17 protein-coding genes are annotated in these 21,662 nt (G+C 42.2%); 13 read left to right on the forward strand and 4 right to left on the reverse strand.

The features are described from left to right. The first annotated feature begins 610 nt into the window (after positions 1-610). The 4 genes from L7A31_RS05230 (at position 611) to L7A31_RS05245 (ending at position 3,586) form a co-directional block, all read left to right on the forward strand. Entirely contained in the window at positions 611-1,429 is an 819-nt protein-coding gene (locus L7A31_RS05230) for a transporter substrate-binding domain-containing protein (protein ID WP_237360443.1), read from the forward strand. Between the two features lie 64 nt (positions 1,430-1,493). Then, positions 1,494-2,153, forward strand: a complete 660-nt coding sequence (locus tag L7A31_RS05235; protein WP_237360444.1) for an amino acid ABC transporter permease — start codon at positions 1,494-1,496, stop codon at positions 2,151-2,153. Positions 2,154-2,163: 10 nt separating this feature from the next. Further along, complete coding sequence (locus tag L7A31_RS05240; protein WP_237360445.1) at positions 2,164-2,835, forward strand: amino acid ABC transporter permease; 672 nt, start codon at positions 2,164-2,166, stop codon at positions 2,833-2,835. Beyond that, positions 2,828-3,586 (forward strand): amino acid ABC transporter ATP-binding protein, encoded by a 759-nt coding sequence (locus L7A31_RS05245; protein ID WP_237360446.1) that lies wholly within the window; start codon positions 2,828-2,830, stop codon positions 3,584-3,586. The genes L7A31_RS05240 and L7A31_RS05245 overlap by 8 nt, the downstream gene beginning before the upstream one ends. 417 nt (positions 3,587-4,003) lie before the next feature. Here L7A31_RS05245 and L7A31_RS05250 read toward each other — a convergent pair whose 3' ends face one another. Together L7A31_RS05250 and L7A31_RS05255 are read right to left on the reverse strand one after the other, a co-directional pair. Further along, on the reverse strand, positions 4,004-5,383 hold the full coding sequence (locus L7A31_RS05250) for a hypothetical protein (protein WP_237360447.1): 1,380 nt from the start codon (positions 5,381-5,383) through the stop codon (positions 4,004-4,006). Positions 5,384-5,691: 308 nt separating this feature from the next. Then, the gene (locus L7A31_RS05255; protein ID WP_237360448.1) at positions 5,692-6,372 is read right to left on the reverse strand and encodes a helix-turn-helix transcriptional regulator; all 681 of its coding nucleotides are present in this window, start codon (positions 6,370-6,372) and stop codon (positions 5,692-5,694) included. An 80-nt stretch (positions 6,373-6,452) separates the two neighbouring features. Between L7A31_RS05255 and L7A31_RS05260 the strand changes: the two genes are divergently transcribed. Together L7A31_RS05260 and L7A31_RS05265 are read left to right on the forward strand one after the other, a co-directional pair. Continuing rightward, complete coding sequence (locus L7A31_RS05260) at positions 6,453-6,833, forward strand: VOC family protein (protein WP_237360449.1); 381 nt, start codon at positions 6,453-6,455, stop codon at positions 6,831-6,833. Positions 6,834-7,033: 200 nt separating this feature from the next. Continuing rightward, positions 7,034-9,091, forward strand: coding sequence for an FUSC family protein (locus L7A31_RS05265; protein WP_237360450.1), 2,058 nt, complete (start codon positions 7,034-7,036; stop codon positions 9,089-9,091). 247 nt (positions 9,092-9,338) lie between these two features. Here the strand turns inward: L7A31_RS05265 and L7A31_RS05270 are convergent, their stop codons facing one another. Continuing rightward, the gene (locus tag L7A31_RS05270; RefSeq protein WP_237360451.1) at positions 9,339-9,485 is read right to left on the reverse strand and encodes a putative quinol monooxygenase; all 147 of its coding nucleotides are present in this window, start codon (positions 9,483-9,485) and stop codon (positions 9,339-9,341) included. A gap of 20 nt (positions 9,486-9,505) precedes the next feature. Next, entirely contained in the window at positions 9,506-10,366 is an 861-nt protein-coding gene (locus L7A31_RS05275; RefSeq protein ID WP_237360452.1) for an SDR family oxidoreductase, read from the reverse strand. Between the two features lie 675 nt (positions 10,367-11,041). On the opposite strand from L7A31_RS05275, the gene L7A31_RS05280 reads away from it, so the two are divergent. The 7 genes from L7A31_RS05280 to L7A31_RS05310 all read left to right on the forward strand — a co-directional run bounded on the left by L7A31_RS05280 (position 11,042) and on the right by L7A31_RS05310 (position 21,609). After that, positions 11,042-12,202, forward strand: a complete 1,161-nt coding sequence (locus tag L7A31_RS05280; RefSeq protein WP_237360453.1) for a hypothetical protein — start codon at positions 11,042-11,044, stop codon at positions 12,200-12,202. Positions 12,203-12,332: 130 nt separating this feature from the next. Beyond that, entirely contained in the window at positions 12,333-12,806 is a 474-nt protein-coding gene (locus L7A31_RS05285) for an ASCH domain-containing protein (RefSeq protein ID WP_237360454.1), read from the forward strand. A gap of 486 nt (positions 12,807-13,292) precedes the next feature. Then, positions 13,293-13,811, forward strand: a complete 519-nt coding sequence (locus L7A31_RS05290) for an Hcp family type VI secretion system effector (RefSeq protein WP_237360455.1) — start codon at positions 13,293-13,295, stop codon at positions 13,809-13,811. 148 nt (positions 13,812-13,959) lie between these two features. Then, positions 13,960-16,032, forward strand: coding sequence for a type VI secretion system Vgr family protein (locus L7A31_RS05295; RefSeq protein WP_237360456.1), 2,073 nt, complete (start codon positions 13,960-13,962; stop codon positions 16,030-16,032). Next, entirely contained in the window at positions 16,023-16,559 is a 537-nt protein-coding gene (locus L7A31_RS05300) for a DUF4123 domain-containing protein (RefSeq protein ID WP_237360457.1), read from the forward strand. Before L7A31_RS05295 ends, L7A31_RS05300 begins: the two co-directional genes overlap by 10 nt. A gap of 5 nt (positions 16,560-16,564) precedes the next feature. Next, positions 16,565-20,518, forward strand: a complete 3,954-nt coding sequence (locus L7A31_RS05305; protein WP_237360458.1) for a hypothetical protein — start codon at positions 16,565-16,567, stop codon at positions 20,516-20,518. Beyond that, positions 20,515-21,609, forward strand: a complete 1,095-nt coding sequence (locus tag L7A31_RS05310) for a hypothetical protein (protein ID WP_237360459.1) — start codon at positions 20,515-20,517, stop codon at positions 21,607-21,609. Before L7A31_RS05305 ends, L7A31_RS05310 begins: the two co-directional genes overlap by 4 nt. Positions 21,610-21,662 lie beyond the last annotated feature (53 nt).

Here is a 21,662-nt window from a genome sequence, read left to right on the forward strand (position 1 = left end):
ATTAGCTGTTTTCTGGGGGGCGATAATAATGTGTTAGTAATATTTTAGTCAATAGATAACAAAGGAAAAACCCATTTTCTTTAACATTTATTACGTACTAAAAACGCGATTAATATCCAAGCAATCGATATATGAATCAAGTTTAATTAGCGGAAGATTTTTAACAAATTTAAGAATAAATTGTTTCTTAGCGCACCAAATAGTCTACAAACCAACCAAATACGTCTCCCTACACAATTTTTAGCTGTAGAATTAGAAGCAGTCTAAGATGAGCACCCAACTATCCATTAAATAATTTTATATTAATATCCTAACCTGAGACTTTTGCTTTACTCGATTTCACAAATTCCACGTTTAGAACATTCTTCACCAAAGCCATCAACCCTTTACAAAGAAGGTTTCAACCCACAAATCAAACAATAAGCAACAGGTTGCAAATTAATATACTGATAATGCTATTCGTTCAAATGAGTTTGGTTAAGATTTTTTAATCTTAGAAGCAATTCAAAGTTAAACGCCTACTATTTGCCGCCTTTTTGGTAAGACGTTACGTTAATCGTTAACCGTTTGGTATAGAACGAGATAACCGTTAATAAGAGGTAGTTTATTGATGAAAAGTATAACGAAAAAGACTTCAGCAGCATTTTTTACCTTACTGATGGCTGGCCTATTTCAAGGAACTGCAAACGCCGATAAATTAGACGACGTAATTTCCAACGGTGAGCTCCGTTGTGGTGTCGTACTCGATTTTCCACCAATTGGTTATCGAGATTCAAATAATCAACCCGCGGGGTTTGATGTCGACTATTGTAAAGACTTAGCAAAAGCACTAGATGTCGATGCGAAAATCATCCCAGTCACATGGTCTGAGCGACTACCTTCTATCGTCAACAACCGAGCTGACGTTATTTTCGGGGGCACATCTGACACATTACAACGAGCAAAAACCGTTGGCTTTACTATCCCCTACGCAGTCTATCATGCTCAAGGTATCATCAGTAAAACCAGTAACATCAAAGACTTTAATGACTTAAAAGGTAAACGTATTGCCGCTGCTGTCGGCACTGTGCAAGAAAAAGAGATCCTAAAGTTTGTTAAGGAATGGGGAACCGAAGACCTTTATCAAGGCTATCAAAGTGAAAATGAAGTGTTCTTAGCTATTGCCCAAGGAAAAGCCGACATTGCGATCACTACAAGCACAGCCGTGAAAGCTATCGTTGAACAATACAAAAGCCTACAAGCGGGTCCAATTATGCCTTGGGGCACAGATTACACCTCCGTGGCTGGACCTCGTAAAGATATTTCTTGGCTTAACTACCTTAACTTATTTGTGACTCACCAAGTACGCTCTGGCCGCTATGAAGAGCTATGGGGCAAGTATGTGGGTGGACCAGCACCTGACCTTAGAATTCCGAAAGTTCTCTATTAGTTAATCTTTGCTTGTATAGACCTAGCAATGGCTAGGTCTACCGAGTTCCTGCTAAGGAGCAAGTATGGAATATACTTTTCACTGGCGCCCGGTTTTTCGCGCATTGCCACAACTACTAGAAGCCGCCCTCGTCACGATGGAAGTCGCAGTGATGTCCATTTTAGTAGGTGGCGTGATAGCGATACTGTTAGCGCTGATGCGCTTGAATGGCAATGCTCCAATGCGACTATTTGCCGGATCATGGATCGAGGTAGCGAGAAATACACCAGCCTTACTACAGCTCTATTTCTTTGGCTTTGGACTTGGCGCTTTCGGTTGGCATTTATCACCCTATGCCATCGTATTGTGTGGCTTGAGCTTCAACAATGCTGGCTATCTAGCCGAAAGCTTGCGCGGAGGATTTCAAGCAATCCCTCAGACTCAACTTTATGCGGCCAGAAGCCTTGGAATGACAGCTTCACAAGCTTACATAAAAGTTATCATTCCTCAGGTATTTCGCATCATTTATCACCCTTTGACCAACCAACTTGTATGGGCAGTACTGATGAGTTCTCTTGGCATGCTAGTTGGGTTTAGAGAACTTTCTGGCGAAACTCAATTTTTGGCATCAAACACATTCCGTTTATTTGAGTTCTTTTTAGCAAGCGCAATCATCTACTACTTAGTGGTCAAAGTGATTCTGTTGGCATCCCATCTCATTAGTCGCTACACATTTAGATATTAAGGGCAAGATATTGGCGAGTTCTGTAACAAGCATTCAGTTTTTCTCAGAGTTTCAATTTTCTGATCTTGGATATCTAGGTCAGGCAGCTATTAAAACGGTGGAGATCTCCGCTATCGCAATAGTTTTTGGCACGATATTAGGTGTCATTTATGGCTGGTTGCTTTCGATATCACGCTACATTTCAATCCCACTCGGCGCCTTACTCGATGTTTTCCGCAGCGTCCCGCTTATCATACAGCTGGTTCTTTTTTATAACTTCGTACCTATCATCGGCTTTTCACTGGATCCCTTCGACGCTGGCGCGCTGGTACTCGCCTTTTATACCAGTGCACTCGTCGCAAATGTCGCTCGTGGCGGAATAGAGTCTGTTCCATCATCAATACGTAATGCTTCTCGCTCATTGGGAATGAGTTATTTTCAAGATATACGTTATATCGTCTTACCTATTGGTGTTCGAACTGTACTGCCTGCGTGGACAGGTATTGCGTTGGGAGTATTAAAGGACTCAGCATTAGTTTCTGTTCTAGGATACGTGGAATTGCTTCGTGCCTCACAGATTCTCATTACCCGAACCCAGGAGCCATTTATTATTTTATCTATCGTCGCAGCATTCTACTTCGCTCTATCCTACCCTATTTCACTACTTGCCACTCGTATCGAGAAGAGGTGGAAACATGATTGAACTTTCCAACGTCCATAAAATTTACAATAAGACACCTGTGCTAGAAGGCATTGATTTACAAGTTGAAAAAGGTGAAGTATTAAGCCTGATCGGCCCAAGTGGTTCAGGAAAGTCGACACTATTGCACTGCATAAATGCCTTGGAGCCAATACAAAAGGGAACCATTCTTGTTGACGGAGTTGATGCTCACTCAAAAGACACAGACGTCAACCAACTGCGTAGGAATATAGGCATGGTATTCCAGCAATGGAGCTCATTTCCGCATCTCTCCGTCCTCGACAACGTTGCCCTCGCCCCCAAAATCGTGCTGGGAAAATCAAAGCAAGAAGCCAGAGCCATCGCAGAACAGCAGCTCCGACATGTTGGCCTCGAAGATAAGCTGAAAAACTACCCAAATAGCCTATCTGGTGGTCAACAACAACGACTAGCGATAGCTAGAGCTTTAGCGATAGCTAGAGCTTTAGCGATAGCTAGAGCTTTAGCGATGGAACCCAATTACATGTTGTTTGACGAAGTGACGTCTGCGCTAGACCCCGAATTAGTAGGAGAAGTGCTCGATACGATGAGATTGCTACGCGACGAAGGAATGACCATGATCGTCGTAACGCACGAGATAGCGTTCGCAAGAGATTTATCAGACCGCATTGCGTTCTTACATGATGGAGTCATTCGAGAAATAGGCGAAGCGAAATCCCTCGTCAACAACCCTCAACATGAAGTCACTTCAAAGTTCCTAAGCAAAGTGCTGTAAACTCAAAAACTCGAAGCTTAGCCATAAAAAACCTTGTTATCATTCTCCCGTAACAAGGCTTGCTTGCACCAGCAGCCCCCCTATTGATTTTTTACTATCAAGCCCTTTCCTCAGACGAATTTTCCGTTGCTGGGAATACAAGTGAATCACTTCAGAGAGGTTCTAGGTGATCACAGTTCTAGGTGATCACCTGCTAAGTGTTTTTTGGACAGAAACGTTTTGGAGTTGACGCTTAAGTCGACTTCTTTCGGGTAAGCTGAGTTTGGGTAAATGAAGCAGATGAGTCTAACTCGAGCGTGTCTATCAAGTCAGTGGCTATTCAAAACTTCCTTTTTGGTCATATCAAGAAGATAGAAGCCAGACTCATTGAGTTCGGCTTTTTTAACTGGAAATGATTGAAGCTCAAAGCGTAAGGCTCTATTTAACAAATATACTCGGTATAACGGGAAGCGCACACCATTCAGCTAGTTTATTGTATTTACCAAACAATTCTTGGCACATTGAGACTCCAGATTTAATACTATTAATGGAAGTATTCAGGTCACTATCTTTGTCTGATACTTGTAGCAAAAACCTTTTTAGCTTTGGCATGACCGGCGAGCGTCTAATCACTGCTGGATCGGTTTCTGATTCTAGCTGTGATAATGTATTCTCTATACTGGATAAATCATTTTCGAGCTGGTCATTATTTTTGACTTCAGCTTTAAGCTCACAAATCGAGCTGATTATATCTGAAATATCTTGGTTGATAGTTACGTTGTTTGTTACAGATATTTCAGGTTTAAAATCGATTACCAGATTTTGTTCTCGAGACAGACCTAACTTAATTATATCCATTAGTTGTTCAATACGTGAATCTTGAAGTCCTCTTAAATCTTGGAGTGATTCAATTCTGGTTTTTGCGATTCTTAACTCGTTTTTTACCTCAAGCAATGCAAAACCATCTGAAATAAAATCTTCAGGCCTTTGTTTGCCTGTTACGATCATTTCATATTCGTGAAGTGCTTTTTCGACTGTTTCGAGCGTTCCATCTTCCGCTTCAATAATCATACGAACACTTGTGCCGTTTTGTTCAATTTTTACTCGAGCTGAGCTATTTGGATATTGTTGTGAAAGGTATGAGCTGAAGTATGACAAAATACCGATTCCTGCCTGTTGATATTGAGGAGGAAACTCAATGCAGCGCTCTATAGAATTTGACCTAGATAAATTACCAATAGCAGCCGAATCTATCGCCAGACTGTCTGAGAGCATTTTTTGATAAATATCTTTAAAATTAACTTTTGGGTCAGTCAAAGTTTTTGTGATGCCAATTCCATTATAAAGATCATAAAACGGCTCATTTGTATCTTCCAAATAATCTATAACGTCGCATGACACCTCATACTCACCATTGCTTAGAAGCTCTTTTTGATACTCCCCAAAGTATTCATTTACACTCCAAGGCTGTTTCCAATCTTCTAAGTTAACGGGAAATACAATTGATACTCTGGTCTCTCCTTTATAAGTACGAATTTTAAAGTCAAGCGACACACCATCATGAGTTATTGTGTCAACATATATACTTGAAAAGTGCTCCATTAAATCCGCCACGTCATATTCACATATAGCTAAGAACAAATCATGATTCTTCACGTATAACGATGATTTGTTGTAGCAATAACTTTTTGCCGTAAAGTAGTTCTTACCATTGAAGAGAGCATGTTGATGGTCCTTTTCGTCTAAATTAAGGAACTCTACAACCAACTTTGTGCTATTCGACTGTTCAGGTTCTTGTTGATTTTCTTTATTGGTCATGATGTTGATTACTAATCAATTATGGTTGTCCACATTATAACCAGCATTCTATGTTGAATATATAATATTAAATCAATTGCACTTAAAAATGATGTGCTTTTTACGCATAGCTTGATAGATTCAAGTTCGTCAATGCCTACAAGATGGTCGAGTTTACCCCGTGATACATTACGGGGATTAACAGCGAACAGCATGAGAATAATGGATAACTTTTAGTAGGCCAAACTCGCATCAACAGAATATGGAAGATTTCTCAGGCTAGCGAAGAAAGGGGCAGAACTTGGCTGGATATAGGCATCTATAGTAGCTCAGTTGTTCATTTTCCTAGAGCGCCAGTCCCAAAATAGTTTGCTGCGTCTAATGGGGTACGTTGTAGATAAAACATTGGTTTTTATAATTTTATCTGTATGAAATTGACAGTATTTGTCACTGTTTTCGCACCACCCCACTAGAATACGTCGGTCACTGAAATAACCGATTGCAAATGGCCAGATTGTTCTCAAACTCAATCCATTTTTTTCCGTTTGATATTCAATCTCGATTTTCAGCTCTTGTCGAGTCGCATGCCTTAGCTCAGAGAGGTCCTCATTGGAAAAACGCTCGGATGCAGGCGGTCCTACACGCAGTGGCAGCTCACTAGCACTTAAAACTGTCTCTTTAGGTAATACTGCTGAAATTTTAGCTAATGCTTCATCCGCCGATTTTGATAACGAACGGTCTCCATAAGTCGATACCCATCGTATACCAAGCATCATGGCTTCAACCTCATCGCGTGAAAGCATAAGTGGCGGAAGAAAATAACCGGGCTTTAACACATACCCTAGCCCCGGTTCACCCTGAATATCTGCGCCTTGCGACTGTAATGTTGCTATATCACGGTACAAAGTACGAATACTAATGTTCAGTTTCTCGGCTAACACTTGTCCTTTTACAGGATGTTTATACCCACGAAGAATTTGTAGCAAGTTAAGAAGTCGTTCAGAGCGCATACTTAATAAAACCCTACTGCCATTTTCTGACAGTATAGTGCGTTAAGATTTCTCCACAACACTGGTAAACGAACTTTTAAGTGAGGTCGATTTTGCTAACACCGAATCTATTGACACTATATGTTGAAAACATTGAAGTAAGCACTATTTTCTATCAAAAGTTACTTGATAAGCCACCTGTAGCAACCTTCCCTAACTATGTTTCTTTTGAATTTGAAAATGGGCTTTATCTTAGCCTTTGGTCAAGAAACGCAAAGGATTTTGTCTCAGATGGGACAGGACACCGTTTTGAGCTTTCTTTTATGGTTGAAGATAGTAAATCTGTCATTTCAATATACGAGCGATGGCGAGAGGATTCCGTTCATATAGAGCAACATCCGAAAGAAGCGATATTTGGAATGACGTTTGTCGCAACGGATCCAGATGGTCACCGTATTCGTGTCTGCATTCCAGATTCATAACCCTCAATGAAAACCTTAGTTTGACAGAAAGTAAGTTATTGAAAATCAATAAATTATAAGGCTTGAGAAAACGCTTAAAACTATCCCTAGCCTTAAACGTCGTGTTTGTGTAACCCCCGTATGCGTTACCTATTTGGTAGTTATAAACCTGGCACTTTACTTCCTAGCGTTAGGTGAAAGATACGCGATTGAGAAAACCTATGACATTTTATCCATCTATAAAAATAAGCCGTAAAGTTTGGTATCTCCCTTCTCTCAACTTAGGTTTGAGAGCAACTAGCGCCATCATTTTATTTCTCGCTTTAGGCATCTTATTCAACCACGTCAGCATTACGATAGTAGCGCTAACCACGTTACCTTCCGCACTCATTAGCGGTTTAGACTCTGCAGGACCTAGGCGTTGGAGTCGATTTGCCGTCACTTCAGCGACGTGGACTATCACTCTTGTTATCACATATGCACTGCTCACTAGCGGTGTGCCGCTATGGCTTACCTACGGCACACTAGCGTTTGTTTTAGCTAGCTCTGCTGTAAACGGCCCTTTTTGGGGGAGGCTAGGTATGTCGAGCATTCTTATCGCTATTATGTGTCTGTCTCTTTACCACTCTCATGCCCCAATTCACTTGTACCCTTTACTAGTTTTAGGCCCACTCATTTTTGCACTCTTTAGCTGGATGTGGTTTGAAGTATGGAAGCACTACGCTTTACGTGTCTCTCTGTCTGCCATATTCGAAACATTAGTCAAATATGTTATGCAGCAACAGGCCTTCTTACTTGGAGAGCTAAACGACAAATCTAGGCTTCAAACGAAACACAGGTTGATTGAGCTCTTTCAGCAGGCGCTACAGTCAGAGTCATTTTTAGGCAAACGAAAAGACGCTCAATCATTGAAGCAAGCACTATTCTTGGCTCTAGATATCTTTGAGCTTCTCTTGTGCAGCCACACTAGTAATCCTGCCCTGCTAACGCAAATCCAGAACGCCCCTCTTAAACAAGCTCTACTGCAAAGCTGGAGCCAACAGTGCCAACAAATATTGAGCAACAAGTCTACGTATCTATTATTCAACCAACAATATGAAAAGACCGAATTAGGCGGGCTTGAACAAAGAGCAAAAGATTTGATCGAATCTGTGAGGCTCAAAGATCAGCCAAGGTTTCAATATTGGGAAAATGCGATGATGCGCCTATCTCAACGAATTGACCGTAACGAACCTGTCTACGAACGTCCACTCGATGTACAGCCCTTTGAGCTTTCATTACGCTGGCCGACAAAAAACAGTCCTGTATGGGGAAGCTCTGCCCGAATTGGAGTGATGTTTGCAGTTGGCGTGGGCATATCCCACTACTTCGCTCTCATAAAGCCGACTTGGGTACTCATTTCTATGTTGATGGTCATTCAACCAAGCTTTTTGGCTACTAGGAGTAAGATATGGCAAAGGTGTCTAGGAACAGCCTTTGGCGTACTGATCGCATCTGTTTTGCTCCAATTAGGTCTACCAGCATCCGTCATATTAGCGCTGGTTGCGATTCTTCTTCCTTTGGCCATGCTCAACCTTATGCACAATTATTCGGTTGCCATTGGCTGCATTACATTATTAGTCATACTAGTGTCCCCCTTATTGGCGCATCAGGGGATTAACTATTCCGAGCCTCGTTTAATTGACAACCTTATTGGTGCAGCAATCGTGATGCTCGGCCATATCATGCTCTGGCCGAGATGGAGAGGAAAAGAGATTCATTCACACGCATTGGCCGCACTTGGAGCTTCTAAAGATCTGTTTTTGTACTGTAATCAGCAATTTCAAATTGCTCCAGAGCATAGAGATACACTCTCTTTACTTAAGAGGCGTGCGGCAATGCTATCGGCAGAACATGCCCTTGAACTAATTTATAGCGAAATGCAACAAGAGCCGCTACACACACGAGCCGACCCTCAATTTTATGAAGACATGCTAAGCGACTACCGTCTCTTGAATCACTATATTTGCCTTCTATTGCCACTTGTTAGGACTGATGTTTATTCCACAATCTCAGAACAAACTGACGAGTTCATTGGCAATACACTGGATGCCTTAATCAATTCAATTCGTGATAGTCGACTTCATGAACTACCAATGCTTAGCACCAACCTGAAAGGTTCATACCAACCTTCTAACACTGATCTTCGAGCTCGTGCTATTGAAGAAATTCAATGGCTCGCACTTATGACGGTAAAACAAATGCATGATTCAGTCAGGAAAAGAATAAGTACAACTTAAGTGTTAGGTAAGTTCCTGAGTAGGCTCTATTACAGAGCCATTGTAAATCTGCGTCCGAAACCTCTACAGCTATAACGCGAGGGGAGTAACCAGTTAGTTCTGTGAGATGGTTTGTGGCCTTGTTCGGATTATTTCAATTTGGCCAAAATCATCTCTGTTTGTTTTTATCATCCTAAGATACTAAACAAGAATGGGGCATAAGTTAGGTAGACTAGTCACTTGCTCTCATATGTTTTTAGGGAGCAGATCAGGCTTCCAATTTATTCATTATTGATACTTGCGTTTCTTCACTCAGCCAACTCTCAAACTTGCTAGCCACTTGCTGAGTATGCTCCTGTTGGTGATGGTTTTCTAAGCTGGCTTTATCTGACCACTCTTCATATAAATCGCCCATATTTTGGAATAAGCTCTAGTTTAACTTTTGGCTAGCTCATCGAAGTACTGCTCTAGACAGCATTTTCCATAGCTCGGTGCTATAGCATCTCCGCCCAGCATGGTTAAGAAAAACTCAGCAGGTCCTCCCCACTTTTCTGGTAAGCGTTTCGCGATTCCTAAAGACAGGACGCGTAAGTTGTCTGGGATATGGGTAATTTTTGCCGGCTTATTAAGCGATTGAAACGCTATATTGGCGATATCATCTAACGAATAAACTTTAGGGCCGCCAATAGACCGTTCTGTTTCATTACTTGATATTGAATCCAAGCAAAACTCAGCTAAGTCTTCTCCGTGTATTGGGTTTATCTGGATTTTTCCAGTCCCAAAAGTGTATACCCGCCCCGCCTTTGCCATTTTAAAAATCTCAGCGATATCAGAAAAAAAACCATTCGGCCGAATGACACATGGAGAAAGTTCACGAGTATTTAATAATTGAACTGCGAAGCGCTCTTTCGCTTTTAAAAGACGTACATCAGGGTAGTTTTGAGCATTAAACGCAGAAATGTAGATAAACTTCTTTACACCAGCGCGTTTGGCTTCTTCTAGCAAGTTTAGATTGCCTTGATAATCAACGCCTTCATAACTAAAGCCATCTTTTTGTCTAGTGATGCCTAAACTTGAAATCACGACATCAATGCCATCACAAACTTCGGACAGCTCCTCTCGATTCGTAACCTGCGCTTGTATTATTTGCGACTCTGACAAGCCCAAAGAACGAAGCTTTTTATCATTCCTAGCTAGAGCACAAAAACTCATCTTTTTGTCCAGCATCTTCTTCAGAATGTGGCGACCTAAGTAACCCGTCGAGCCTGCAACTAAAACTTTTGAAGAATCAAACATATAAGCCCCTTAGATTTGGCGTAAAAGCCCACTTGGCAATCAAACCCTTCAACATACTCAAACAAACAACTTACGTAGAGATATAGAACGTTCGTGCTATATGTTACCCGCCTAACTACGCAAAGTCGAAGTCTTCATCGGTTGCAATCAAATCGACTGGCTAACCTCTAAGGTTATAAACCAGAACAATTCATAATCAAAAATAAATGAAATCACCCCATAATTCACTTATCGATTAATTACCAGAAATAGATATAACACAATTAATAGAAATAAATTATAAAAATAATAAAGCTAACAGGATTAATAAAATTCCGGCATGAAGTTTGTCCCATTTATGAATTCTTAAATTTCACCCGCGCCAAAGTAGCTAATTTATTTGTGATAAAACGTACAAATAACTCTACAAATAAAAATTAAAACTATCAGTAAAGAACCAAAAAACAGTTATTCAGAATAAATAACCATAAATGTTAATTAGGTGTATTGAATAATGAAAATAGAATGTTAACATCATTGTTGTTCAGAATTTATACCAAAAGAGTGAGAATATTTTCCATTAATCTCTAATTGATCATCAAATATATTGGGTGGTAGTTAGATTTATTAATGCTAATAAATAGTAAACCATACAAAATCTTAACCGTTTAAAACATAGAATATAAGGACATATAAATGAAATTAGCTGGATTAGCTCTATCTATTGCCGCATGTACACTTTCAACGTCAGCACTATCACAACAACTTGGTTGGTCAACCCAAACAATTCCAGGTGAAGTGGCGGATCTAGGTATTCAAACTGATGGACTAAACAACGCATATATAGCTTATTCACTATATGATGGTAGCTTCCCAAGAAATGTAAAAGTTATTAAGTTAGATTCCGAAACGAATACCGTTTCAGACAACCTAGATAGCCAAGATGTTATTTCAGGGTCAAACATTGAAATCGCAGTAGATAAAAATGATCAGACTGTATACGTATTTGTATCCAAAAGAGATGACCAAGACAATATAGTTGGAGAAATCTGGGCACTGAAACAAGGAGGATCTTGGACGCTTATTTCTTCGAATGCCAACATCGCGATGATAGATACAAGCTACAGTAGTGCAATATCAGTAGCGCCTAATGGTGAAGTGTATGTTGTCTATCAAACATCAAAGGTTGGAGTCGTAGACAATGACTTTCTTAAAGTGAAAAAGTATTCTCCGAAGACAGGCACATGGACAGATTTAGACAGTACAGGTTTATTGCCACTGCCACCTGAAGGTGAACAACTACTCATTCGACATCTAAAAATTAACTTTAAAGGCAACACTCCCTATATTTCGTTTGTCGAGGCTGCCTCAGTGTTATCTCAGGTCGTCGTTTCCCACATAGATCTAGAAACTGAAAAAGGAGTCACTGACTTTGAAGGCGGTGAACTCGGCGCAGTAGCCTTCCCTGATCTTCTGCTTGGTGACAATGACGATATGAAATTGACATTTATCCAAAACTCCGGTCAATACTGGAGACCGGCTGAGTATGCGATCAGCGATGGCGTCTATCAACAGCTATATTACGGCTCCGACCATGCCGGTTATTTTATGAGTGCTGTACAAACGTCTGATCACAACACCTCGGTTATTACGTTCCGTGATGACACGAATAACTACAAGCCAACATTGATCGAATTGAGTAGTGATGGCGTAGAGTTGGGTAAAAAGGTGTTCCAATACGATACTGTTTACAACGTATCAGCAATGAGTAAAGACAATATTATATTCAACGCCTTTAGCACTCACGAAAATAGCGGTAGTTTAGACCTAGTAGTTAAATACAAGCATATAAAGTAAACCTATACGAGGGTGCATAAAGCACCCTCACATTGCTATACCTATCCCTGCCCATACCTCCAAAAAAAGACATTCGATACAAAGCTCTGTAGTATAGATTTTATCCAACAAAATCAGCAGGTAATTGGCCATGAACGAAGTACAGAAGAAATTCCTCGACAAATATTTAAACAGCTTAACCATAGAGCAGAGGCAAAAACATACTCACTTTTGCGCTGACTATTTTTGTGCAGACGAAATAAACGCGAACCTTTGTGCCAATTTAGTATTAGCTGGCAAGAAAACCGCGACTTGCAGTATGAAATACTGGTACGAAAAGGAGCCTGAAGCAATGCCACAAGTTGGAAGCCTAACTGTGGTAACAGACTGGAATGGAAATCCGACGTCCATAATAGAAATAACTGAAGTCACGGAGTCCAAGTTTTCAGACGTTACCGCTGAGTTTGCAGCTTCTGAAGGCGAAGGTGATCGCTCATTGGAGTGGTGGCGGAAATCTCATTGGGATTTCTTTGCACAAGAGTGTATGGAGCTTAACATTGAGCCTAGTGAAGACATGATGCTCGTTTTAGAACGATTCCACGTAGTTTACAGAACACAAATGTAGCGACTAAAAAATTTGTCCTCTGTTTATAGCTAAACTTATTTCCTAAGTGAGTGTGCATATATCCTGATTCTCACTAGGAGTTTAAGGAGCGAATTGGAATACTTCACCTCATTCATATATCACGCGCCTATTGCGAGTCAAAGCTGTCGGCGGTATGCATGAACAAGCCCGGACACTGCAGCTGAATTCTAAACTCTTCCTTTTCAACGGCCTCACTAACAGGTCGCCTTTCTCAGCTCTACATGTTAACCGCACTTCGGTTCTCATTCGGGCAATATCTTGCTCGCTGGGCAATTTCTTGCTCGATTCGAGCAACATTTTGCTCGGTCATTTTCCGACCACACTTCCAGCCTGATATTTATTTCCTTATTTTTCAATCTGTTACAAACTTATTCCTATATTCGTAACTTGGCACACCCCTTGCCTATAGAAAGCGTGCGATTTTGCGCAATTTGATACTCATATACTGATAAAAGGGATAATAATATGCCAACTCCTTGTTACATCTCTATCCAAGGCAAAACTCAAGGCAACATCACTGCAGGTGCATTCACGGCTGACTCAGTAGGCAATATCTATACCGAAGGTCACGAAGACGAAATGTTGGTTCAACAAGTTGACCACATCGTCACTGTTCCAACGGATCCACAATCTGGTCAACCTGCTGGCCAACGTGTTCACAAGCCATTCAAATTTGTGGTTGCTCTGAACAAATCTGTGCCACTGATGTACAACGCACTGGCGTCTGGTGAATCACTACCAACGGTTGAACTAAAATGGTACCGCACGTCGGTTGAAGGCAAGCAAGAGTCGTTCTTCACAACGAAACTGACTGACGCAACTATCGTGAACATCGATCTACAAATGCCTCACTGCCAAGATCCAAACAGCTCAGACTTCACTCAACTTGTTGAAGTATCAATGGGCTACCGCAAAATCGATTGGAGCCACACCATCTCTGGCACATCGGGTGCAGACGACTGGCGCACTCCTGTTGAGGCGTAATCCTTAACGATACTCTGACAGAGGCTGATGGCGCTTTCGATACACTCTCGGCGCCATCGACCACCTATGCCTTTTTTTGCATAACAAGAGCAGAAAAGCACAAGAATAAAAATAGCTAAAACAATAACAGCAGTAAGAGACGTCAATCATGGCAACCCAGTTACAGATGACCTTCACCGTAGAAGGACTCGATGCATCGACCTTTGTGGTCACCGAGTTTCAGGGCTCCGATACGCTGTCGCAACCTTTTACCTTTGCGATAGATCTCGCGAGCTCGAATGCTTCTATCAGTCCCGAGAACGTCGTTGACCATAACGCCACCTTAAGCCTCTATCAGGACGGCGAAGCCGCCCAACAGTGGCAAGGCATTGTCAGCCGTTTCTCCCAAGGGGACACTGGACACCAGCACACCTTCTATCAAGTAGAAATGGTGCCGCCATTGATGCGCTTGTCTCTGCGTCACAACAGCCGAATTTTTCAATCGCAAACCGTCCCTGACATCATCTCCATCTTGATTCAAGAGATGAACATTCAGGACTTTGCCTTTGCCCTCGCCCGCGAATACCCAAAACGAGAGTATTGCGTGCAATACCGCGAAACGGATTTAGCATTCATTCAGCGTATCGCCGCTGAAGAAGGCATCTTGTACTACTTCAGCCACGACAATAATAAAAACACCGTCGTGTTCGCTGACGACACTAAGCCGTTGGCATCATTGCCCGAACCTGTGCCCTATAATGGGACGGGCGCTGGCATCAGCGCGGTACCATTTATTCGTCAATTTAAACGCCATAGCGCCGTTCGCCCTGCCTCTGTGCAACTCAAAGACCGCTATTTTAAGAAACCGGCGTACAGCTTTTTGCAAACGCAACAAGCGCCGAACTTGACCTACCAGCACGATAATTATGAGCACTACGATTATCCGGGCCGCTATAAAGACGACGAAAGCGGCAAGCCCTTTGCGCAAGTTCGCCTTGAATCTTTGCGCCGCGATGCGCAAACCGCACAAGGAAAAAGCAACGTTGCCGCACTGCTCACGGGTGAAAAGTTTACCCTGCAAGAGCACAACGATGATAACTGCAACCGCGATTGGCTGGTGATTGAACTGCAGCATCATGGCAAACAGCCACAAGCATTAGAAGCTGCAGGAAGTCATGGCGCAACGACTTACCACAACGAGTTCACCGTTATTGCGGGCAACTTACCTTGGCGCGCGCCGATGGACGTAAAACCTCGTGTTGATGGCCCACAGATTGCCACCATCGTTGGCCCCAAAGATGAAGAAATCTACTGCGATGAATATGGCCGAGTAAAAGTGCAATTCCCTTGGGATCGCTACAGCAACAGCGATGACAAAGCCAGCTGCTGGGTACGCGTGGCACAAGGTTGGGCAGGCAGCCAATACGGCATGTTAGCAGTGCCGCGCATTGGTCACGAAGTGATCGTCAGCTTTTTAGAAGGCGACCCAGACCAACCGATCATCACAGGCCGCACATTTAATGCGCTCAACCCAACGCCATACAAACTGCCCGATTACAAAACTCGCACCGTGCTGCGCACTGAAACTCACCAAGGTGAAGGCTACAACGAGCTGCATTTTGAAGATCAAAAAGACAAGCAGCAAATTTACGTTCATGCGCAAAAAGACATGAACTTGCAGGTCAATAACGACCGCACCGATGAAGTCGACCACGATTGGCATCAAACTGTCGCCAATGAGCGCTTTAGCCACGTGAAAGTCAACGACCATCTGACTGTCGATGGCGAATCTCGTCAGCACACCAAAGGCAACCACACGTTGATCACCGATGCCACGCTAAACATGAAGCAAGCGCAAAGCCTACTCGTCGATACCGGCCAAGAAGTGCACGTGAAGTCTGGTGGCAAACTGGTGCTGGACGCAGGCTCTGCCCTCACCCTCAAAGCGGGTGAAAACTTCATCAAGATCAACGCATCCGGCGTCACAATCGTGGGTAAATCCATCGACTTAAACTCCGGCGGAAAAGCAGGCAAAGGCAGCGATTACGCAGGTGTCGAGCCACTACTTCCGGGTGGATTAGAGCCGCCGAAGGCATTGGATAAAAGCACTCCTTTCGTCAGTGACCCAACAGAAACGCTTAAAGTCGCAGCCAAACTCAATTCAGCCGCAGTAGGTATCTGCCTAAAACGTGAAGGTCAAACTGGATGCGAATTGTGTAAAGGAGATGGCTCATGTCAATAACATCAAACGCAAACCATTATTGGTTATTGATTGACACACCAGAAAGTCAAACAGCCGTCGATTACCCTGATGACCACTCGTTTGAACACTTTTGGTGGTATAAAGATACCCCACTTGAGGGCTCTTTGAGCGCCTCTCCACTTTGGTTTCAAGTTTCAGAGGCACAGCTCGACGAAGCCTTAGAACAATTTCCTAAAGCGATTGTATTCCAAACTCAAGCCGATAACGTGGCGTTTATTGAACATATCAAGAGTGTCACTTTGATGCTGAGCCCAACCCATAAGCCCTACGTAGTGCGTTTCTACGCCCCTACCTATTTAGAGCATTGGCTTAGTGAACTACCTCAAGAGCATCAAGCATTATTGCTTGGGCCAATTAGTCTTATTCAATGGCGTGATGGCGATATCGAACATGAGCTTACCAACAATAGCCCATCCGTGTCACACCAAGAAAGAAAGACACCGTGGTTCCAGCTGAGTGAAGCTGAATGGGACTTATTGAAAGTAGCGTATAAGAAACAAAGTTAACCGTTATGAGTGAAGTTTTAAATTTAGATAACACTGACATCATGCAATGCAAGAGCTTTGAAAGTGACGGCATTGCATCCTCTCCATGCGAAGCAAAAGAATACGCTGATGTCCTTTATTTGCCGCAAAGACAGGCTTGGTACTACATTTCCCAGCAAGATGCTCAAGACCTAACGAAAACCGCAAATGAGCTGGATGCGAAAGTGCAGCCCTTGGTGGCTAAGCTTTATGATGGTAAGAACCTAACTGAAATTAAGGATGTTCAACAAGCGGTTCTAAAAGACTTAAACCATGTAGGCATGTTAGAAAATTATAAAGTCCGCTCACATACCTATTTTCTCACCGATGTAGAAGACAAAAAAAGCTATGTGCAATATCTCTACACTAAGCAAATAGTACTGTCATACATCCGTTTTGTCGAAAGCGCATCAAAGATGCCAACTCTTGAAGCTATGGATGATGTAAGTGCTACCGAACTCACCTCTCTGAGTTCGGAGCTAGGTTTAACGGTATCCGATATAACTGAGGGTTCGGAAACTCAGAAAGTATTGAAAAGTATCCAACGTACTATATGCGAGAAAAACTCCACTCGCATAATAAATATAAACAAAAAGTATTTAATCGAGTACTTGGACTCCGTAGTGAATAAAACTCTGGACGTGAAGATTCAGTACTACGAGAAAAAAGCTGAAGAGCAAGCGAAATCAGAAGGCTTTAGTTGGTACAAGAGCCTTTCCAAACACAACTATCGGTTTGTGAAGAATAGCCAAACACATATTGAAGACTACTACAGCAAATACACTCGCCTACTCAAAGATTTCAAACAAATCTATCAAACTGACGACCCAATGTTTGCTCTCGAAGGCGAGTTTCAACAATTCCAACAAGGCCAACGTATCGGTGTCATTGCAGCGAACGTGTTCAACCTGTTCGCGAAACTTAACGACAATGGGGTAGTCGTTCCTGAGCAGTTGTTGTCTAAATCTCAGCTATTTGCCAAGGATAAGGACACGGAAAAAGATTACCAGCAAAAGCTTAAAGCGTTAAAACAGTCCAAGTCGAGCGATAAAACTAACACCTTCGACGCCCTTAACAATCAGGGCTATAGCATCAAAGAGCGGATTGGCTCTTTAGACAACCTGAGATTTGATTCCACTACACCCAAAAAATTAAGTGAGCTTCAAACTAGTGGGAAGCCGGAATTAAGTACCATCAAATTCATTGAGTTCATCGAATCTATCGGTTTTTATCACTGTGTTGAATTTGAAAGTGTCTACAACAACGCAGTATCCAATGACATTAAAGATTACATTGACGACATCTTAGAATATCAAGCAAAGAGCCAAGGTTACGATCTGGGCGCACTGTATATTTTGATGGCAGTTCGTTATCAAATCGCCTATTTGAAACACATCGCTGAACACAATTTAAAGCAGAGCAAAATTGCGTTTTGTATGATGGAACAGCCTCAGTATTTACATAAACCGCTATTCCCAACGCCGATGGACAAATTGGTATGGGACAGCGAAGATATTAACTTAATAGAGTACAAGTTTGCCTGGCAAGAGAGCAACACTCATATTGTAGAGTTCTTTCTCATGAGCGAGAAAAACAAGCCTCGCTATATGCTCAGCGAACAGTTGACTAAAATTGATCATGCAATTACACATGGACAAATCACTCAACTGGACTTGCAACACAAAATCGATGTAGCAACTGGCACCCCAGACAGTAAAGCGCTGAAATCAGTGGGGGCGGAAGGGCTACAAAACAAACTAACGTCCGCGATTTCCGATGCCTACCAAGCGTCCAAAAGCGGTAGTACCAAAACCGTCAACCTTCAAGAGAAAGTGCCGCAAAGTAGTGTTGACTCTTTTGCCAAGTACACATCATTGATTCAATACTCACAAACCGTTGCTGGAGGCAAAGACCTTACCTATGTCATCAATGCTCACGCTGACTTTTTGCGCTTTTGCGCAGATAAATGGCGGTTTGAAGCCAAATACCCTTCATCATTACAAGAGCTATCCAAAGAAGCCGGCACTGGCGAAGTAAAGCTATTGAGCTTAAACGCCAGTGGTTCGATTGACTTATTGGCTGGTTATATTTCACTAGACAATTACCTGCCAAATAGTAACGGCCTCCCCATGACGCTAGACGTCATTCAAGGGGACAACCAACAAGAAGTGAACGGCGTACTGCACCTAGGACAATTGCGAGCTGAAGTGAACTCGCACCTCTATGGTAGTGCAGGTATTGGTTTTGCTATCTCAGCTGAAGTCTCAATGAAATCGACCGAAAATGGCATGCAGGTTACGCCAGTGCTGCCGTCGATATCTAACTTGCCTTCACTTCCATCGGTCAGCGGTAGTGTTGATTTATTCGCTGGCGCAAGGATGGGGATCTCGATAGCCAGTGAGGTCAAATGGTGCAAGCCTGTTAAACAGTTCAGTGGTAGCCAGCCTCATGGGCTAAATGACAGCTGGATTGCTTATTTGGACCAAGCCCAATTTAAAAACCTCATGAGTCTCAAACAATACGCCCATGTCGATGACAGTCAATGGCGCCCTATTGGGCGGCTGTGTCGTGTACAAGAACTTAATATTGGTATTGGTGTACGAGGGACACTCTTTTTTGGCTACGCCAACAAACAATACATCATCAATGTTGGTGGTGGGGTGACGTTTGGCGTCGGTGGATACATTCAGCAAACCATTGCACTTTATCCTGAGACGTTATTGGAATTTGTGAATGCCTTGGTCGATCTATTAGCACAAAATGACTTTCGCCGACTCAATGTATTCACTGAGCACAATAGCAATAAGGACACACTCAATGGTTTCAAAGTGCTCAATACGCTCATCACGATGAGCATGGTGACAGGCCTTGATGTCGCACAGCTAGCGCTGCTGGACATGAACCAAACCATGAGAAAAGAGAAGCAAGTATTGGTGCATTCTCATGCCAATAGTATCGCAAATAACATCAACGATTTTTATAAACAGAGTCTTGACAATGTAGCTCAACCACAACAAACGCTAAAAGCATGGTTTAACGGAATGCCCCCAGAAGCAAGAGCAAGGTTGCTTTATGCGGTGACGTCCGAAAGTACCATACTCTCTGGCGCACTGCTTGATAAAGTAAAGAAAATCAAAGCATATACCCGACTAGCTTTCCTACCTCAAAAAGCCGCTCCTGAACTGTCTGATGCAGAGAAGAGCAAGTTGATAACAGGGGTAGAAGAAGAATCTCCACGATGGCTAGCAGTCGCTAACTTACTGAATTATTGGACCAATGATCAAATCCCATATTCTCGTATTGACAATCGACAAGTAGAAGAGACTTTTGCACGCTTTAATATCGAAGGTGAATTAATGCTCACCGCCCAATATGGCAATAAGATCATGCCATATATCGTATGGAGTAAGCTCAAAGAGTTTTTGGACCGTATGTCTTTATTTTATTTTAAAGAGCTAGACTACTCTAAAACCGCGATTGGTGAACAAAGAGATGTTGACCTGATTAAAAACGTTCTAGATAAATTTAATGGTTATTTTAATGCATACCCAGACACTCGCTATGAAGAAAAACATATCTTCTTCGAGAATGAGAAAACCGACTATATTGTATTTAACGGCCAGTATCGGCATATAACGCCACTGCCTGATGACCTTACGTTTCCGTTATATCAATTTGCCTATTATCATTTGGCTCGTGCCCAAGTTTTCCCTGATGACTATAAAAGCACATCGAAGGATCTCTGGTTACTGTTTACCAATCACAAAAAGTTCAAACAGGCACAGAAAGAGAAAGTCAAACAGAAACTTCTGGAACTCATCAAACAAGTCAAACTTGCAGATGAAGCCATCAGCAAATTCAAACAGATGAAAAAGGCCACAGACGCCCTCAACAAAGGTGACCTCAACGGCTTTCTGGATACGTTAGGAAAACAATCATGAAAAAAGTATTTATTATTTTAGGCAGTTTAGTGGCTTCAGCAGGTGTGAACGCGGCAAATATTCCTTCCCCGCAACTCCAATCAACCGCTTGGTCTCCAGATCTAACCAAAAGTGATATTCGCACGATTCGCAAGGCATCTTTTTATCTTCGGCAGTATATGAACAAACAGGCGCTGCCTCTGCTCAAACCTTATATCGAGGACCCTCGTAATATTGAGCCTAGGTACCTTTATGCGGTAGCACTAGCCAAATTTAACTTACCTAAAGCTTTGGCCATGCTAAAACCTTTGACACAAGAAGGTTACCCTCACGCCATGGCGACCTATGGCGAAAAACGCACCTGTGAGCTAAAAAAATATCACAAGGCTTGTCAAACCGAAGGCTATGACAAACTGCTAAGCGATACGCAAGACAACTGGGCGAAAACTGACCCCTATGAATTCTACAATGCTGCCTACGAAGAGTTCTCAAAAAAGACGTGGACACAAAAATTGAACGCTGAACGTACATGGTACAACAAGAAAACCGAGGACTTACTAAAAACCTGCACTGCACAAGGTGTTTACAAATGCGCATACAATCTGCAAGGTATCTACACTTCTATTAAGCACCTCACAGCGAAGCAATACAATGCATATCAATACTACCTCGACCTTGCTAAACAAATTCTCATTAGTGACAACAAACTAGGACAAAAGCCCTCGGAAGACTGTTATCAAGAAGACCAAAGAAAAGCTTGGGATGTCTGTTTATCTGATAAGCAAAATCAACAATTGTTGACCAATTATGCTATCAATGGTGACGTCATTGGTTATTCAGATCTTTCTTTTTTCATCTATGGAAAAGAATATAAAAAGATCCACAAAGACTTCTACTTTTTCTCAGACTACTTGATAAACCCAAATGCAGCTGGCATCCCTAAGCAATTAAAAAAACTTTACGACCACGCCATGAAACTCAACGACGGCCTCGGCTGGGCCTACCCGAGAAATGACTGGAGCATCAAAGCTTGGGAAGACTTGTATGGTGATAAAAACCTTAAAGAATTTAACAAGCAAGTAAATAAGTTGCGTAGTGTTAGTGATTATTAGTCACTAACAGCAGCAAATATTTAAAAACAACCAAAATAGATACGGGCTTTTAC

It is taken from the genome of Vibrio marisflavi CECT 7928, assembly GCF_921294215.1.
Lineage (GTDB): Bacteria > Pseudomonadota > Gammaproteobacteria > Enterobacterales > Vibrionaceae > Vibrio > Vibrio marisflavi.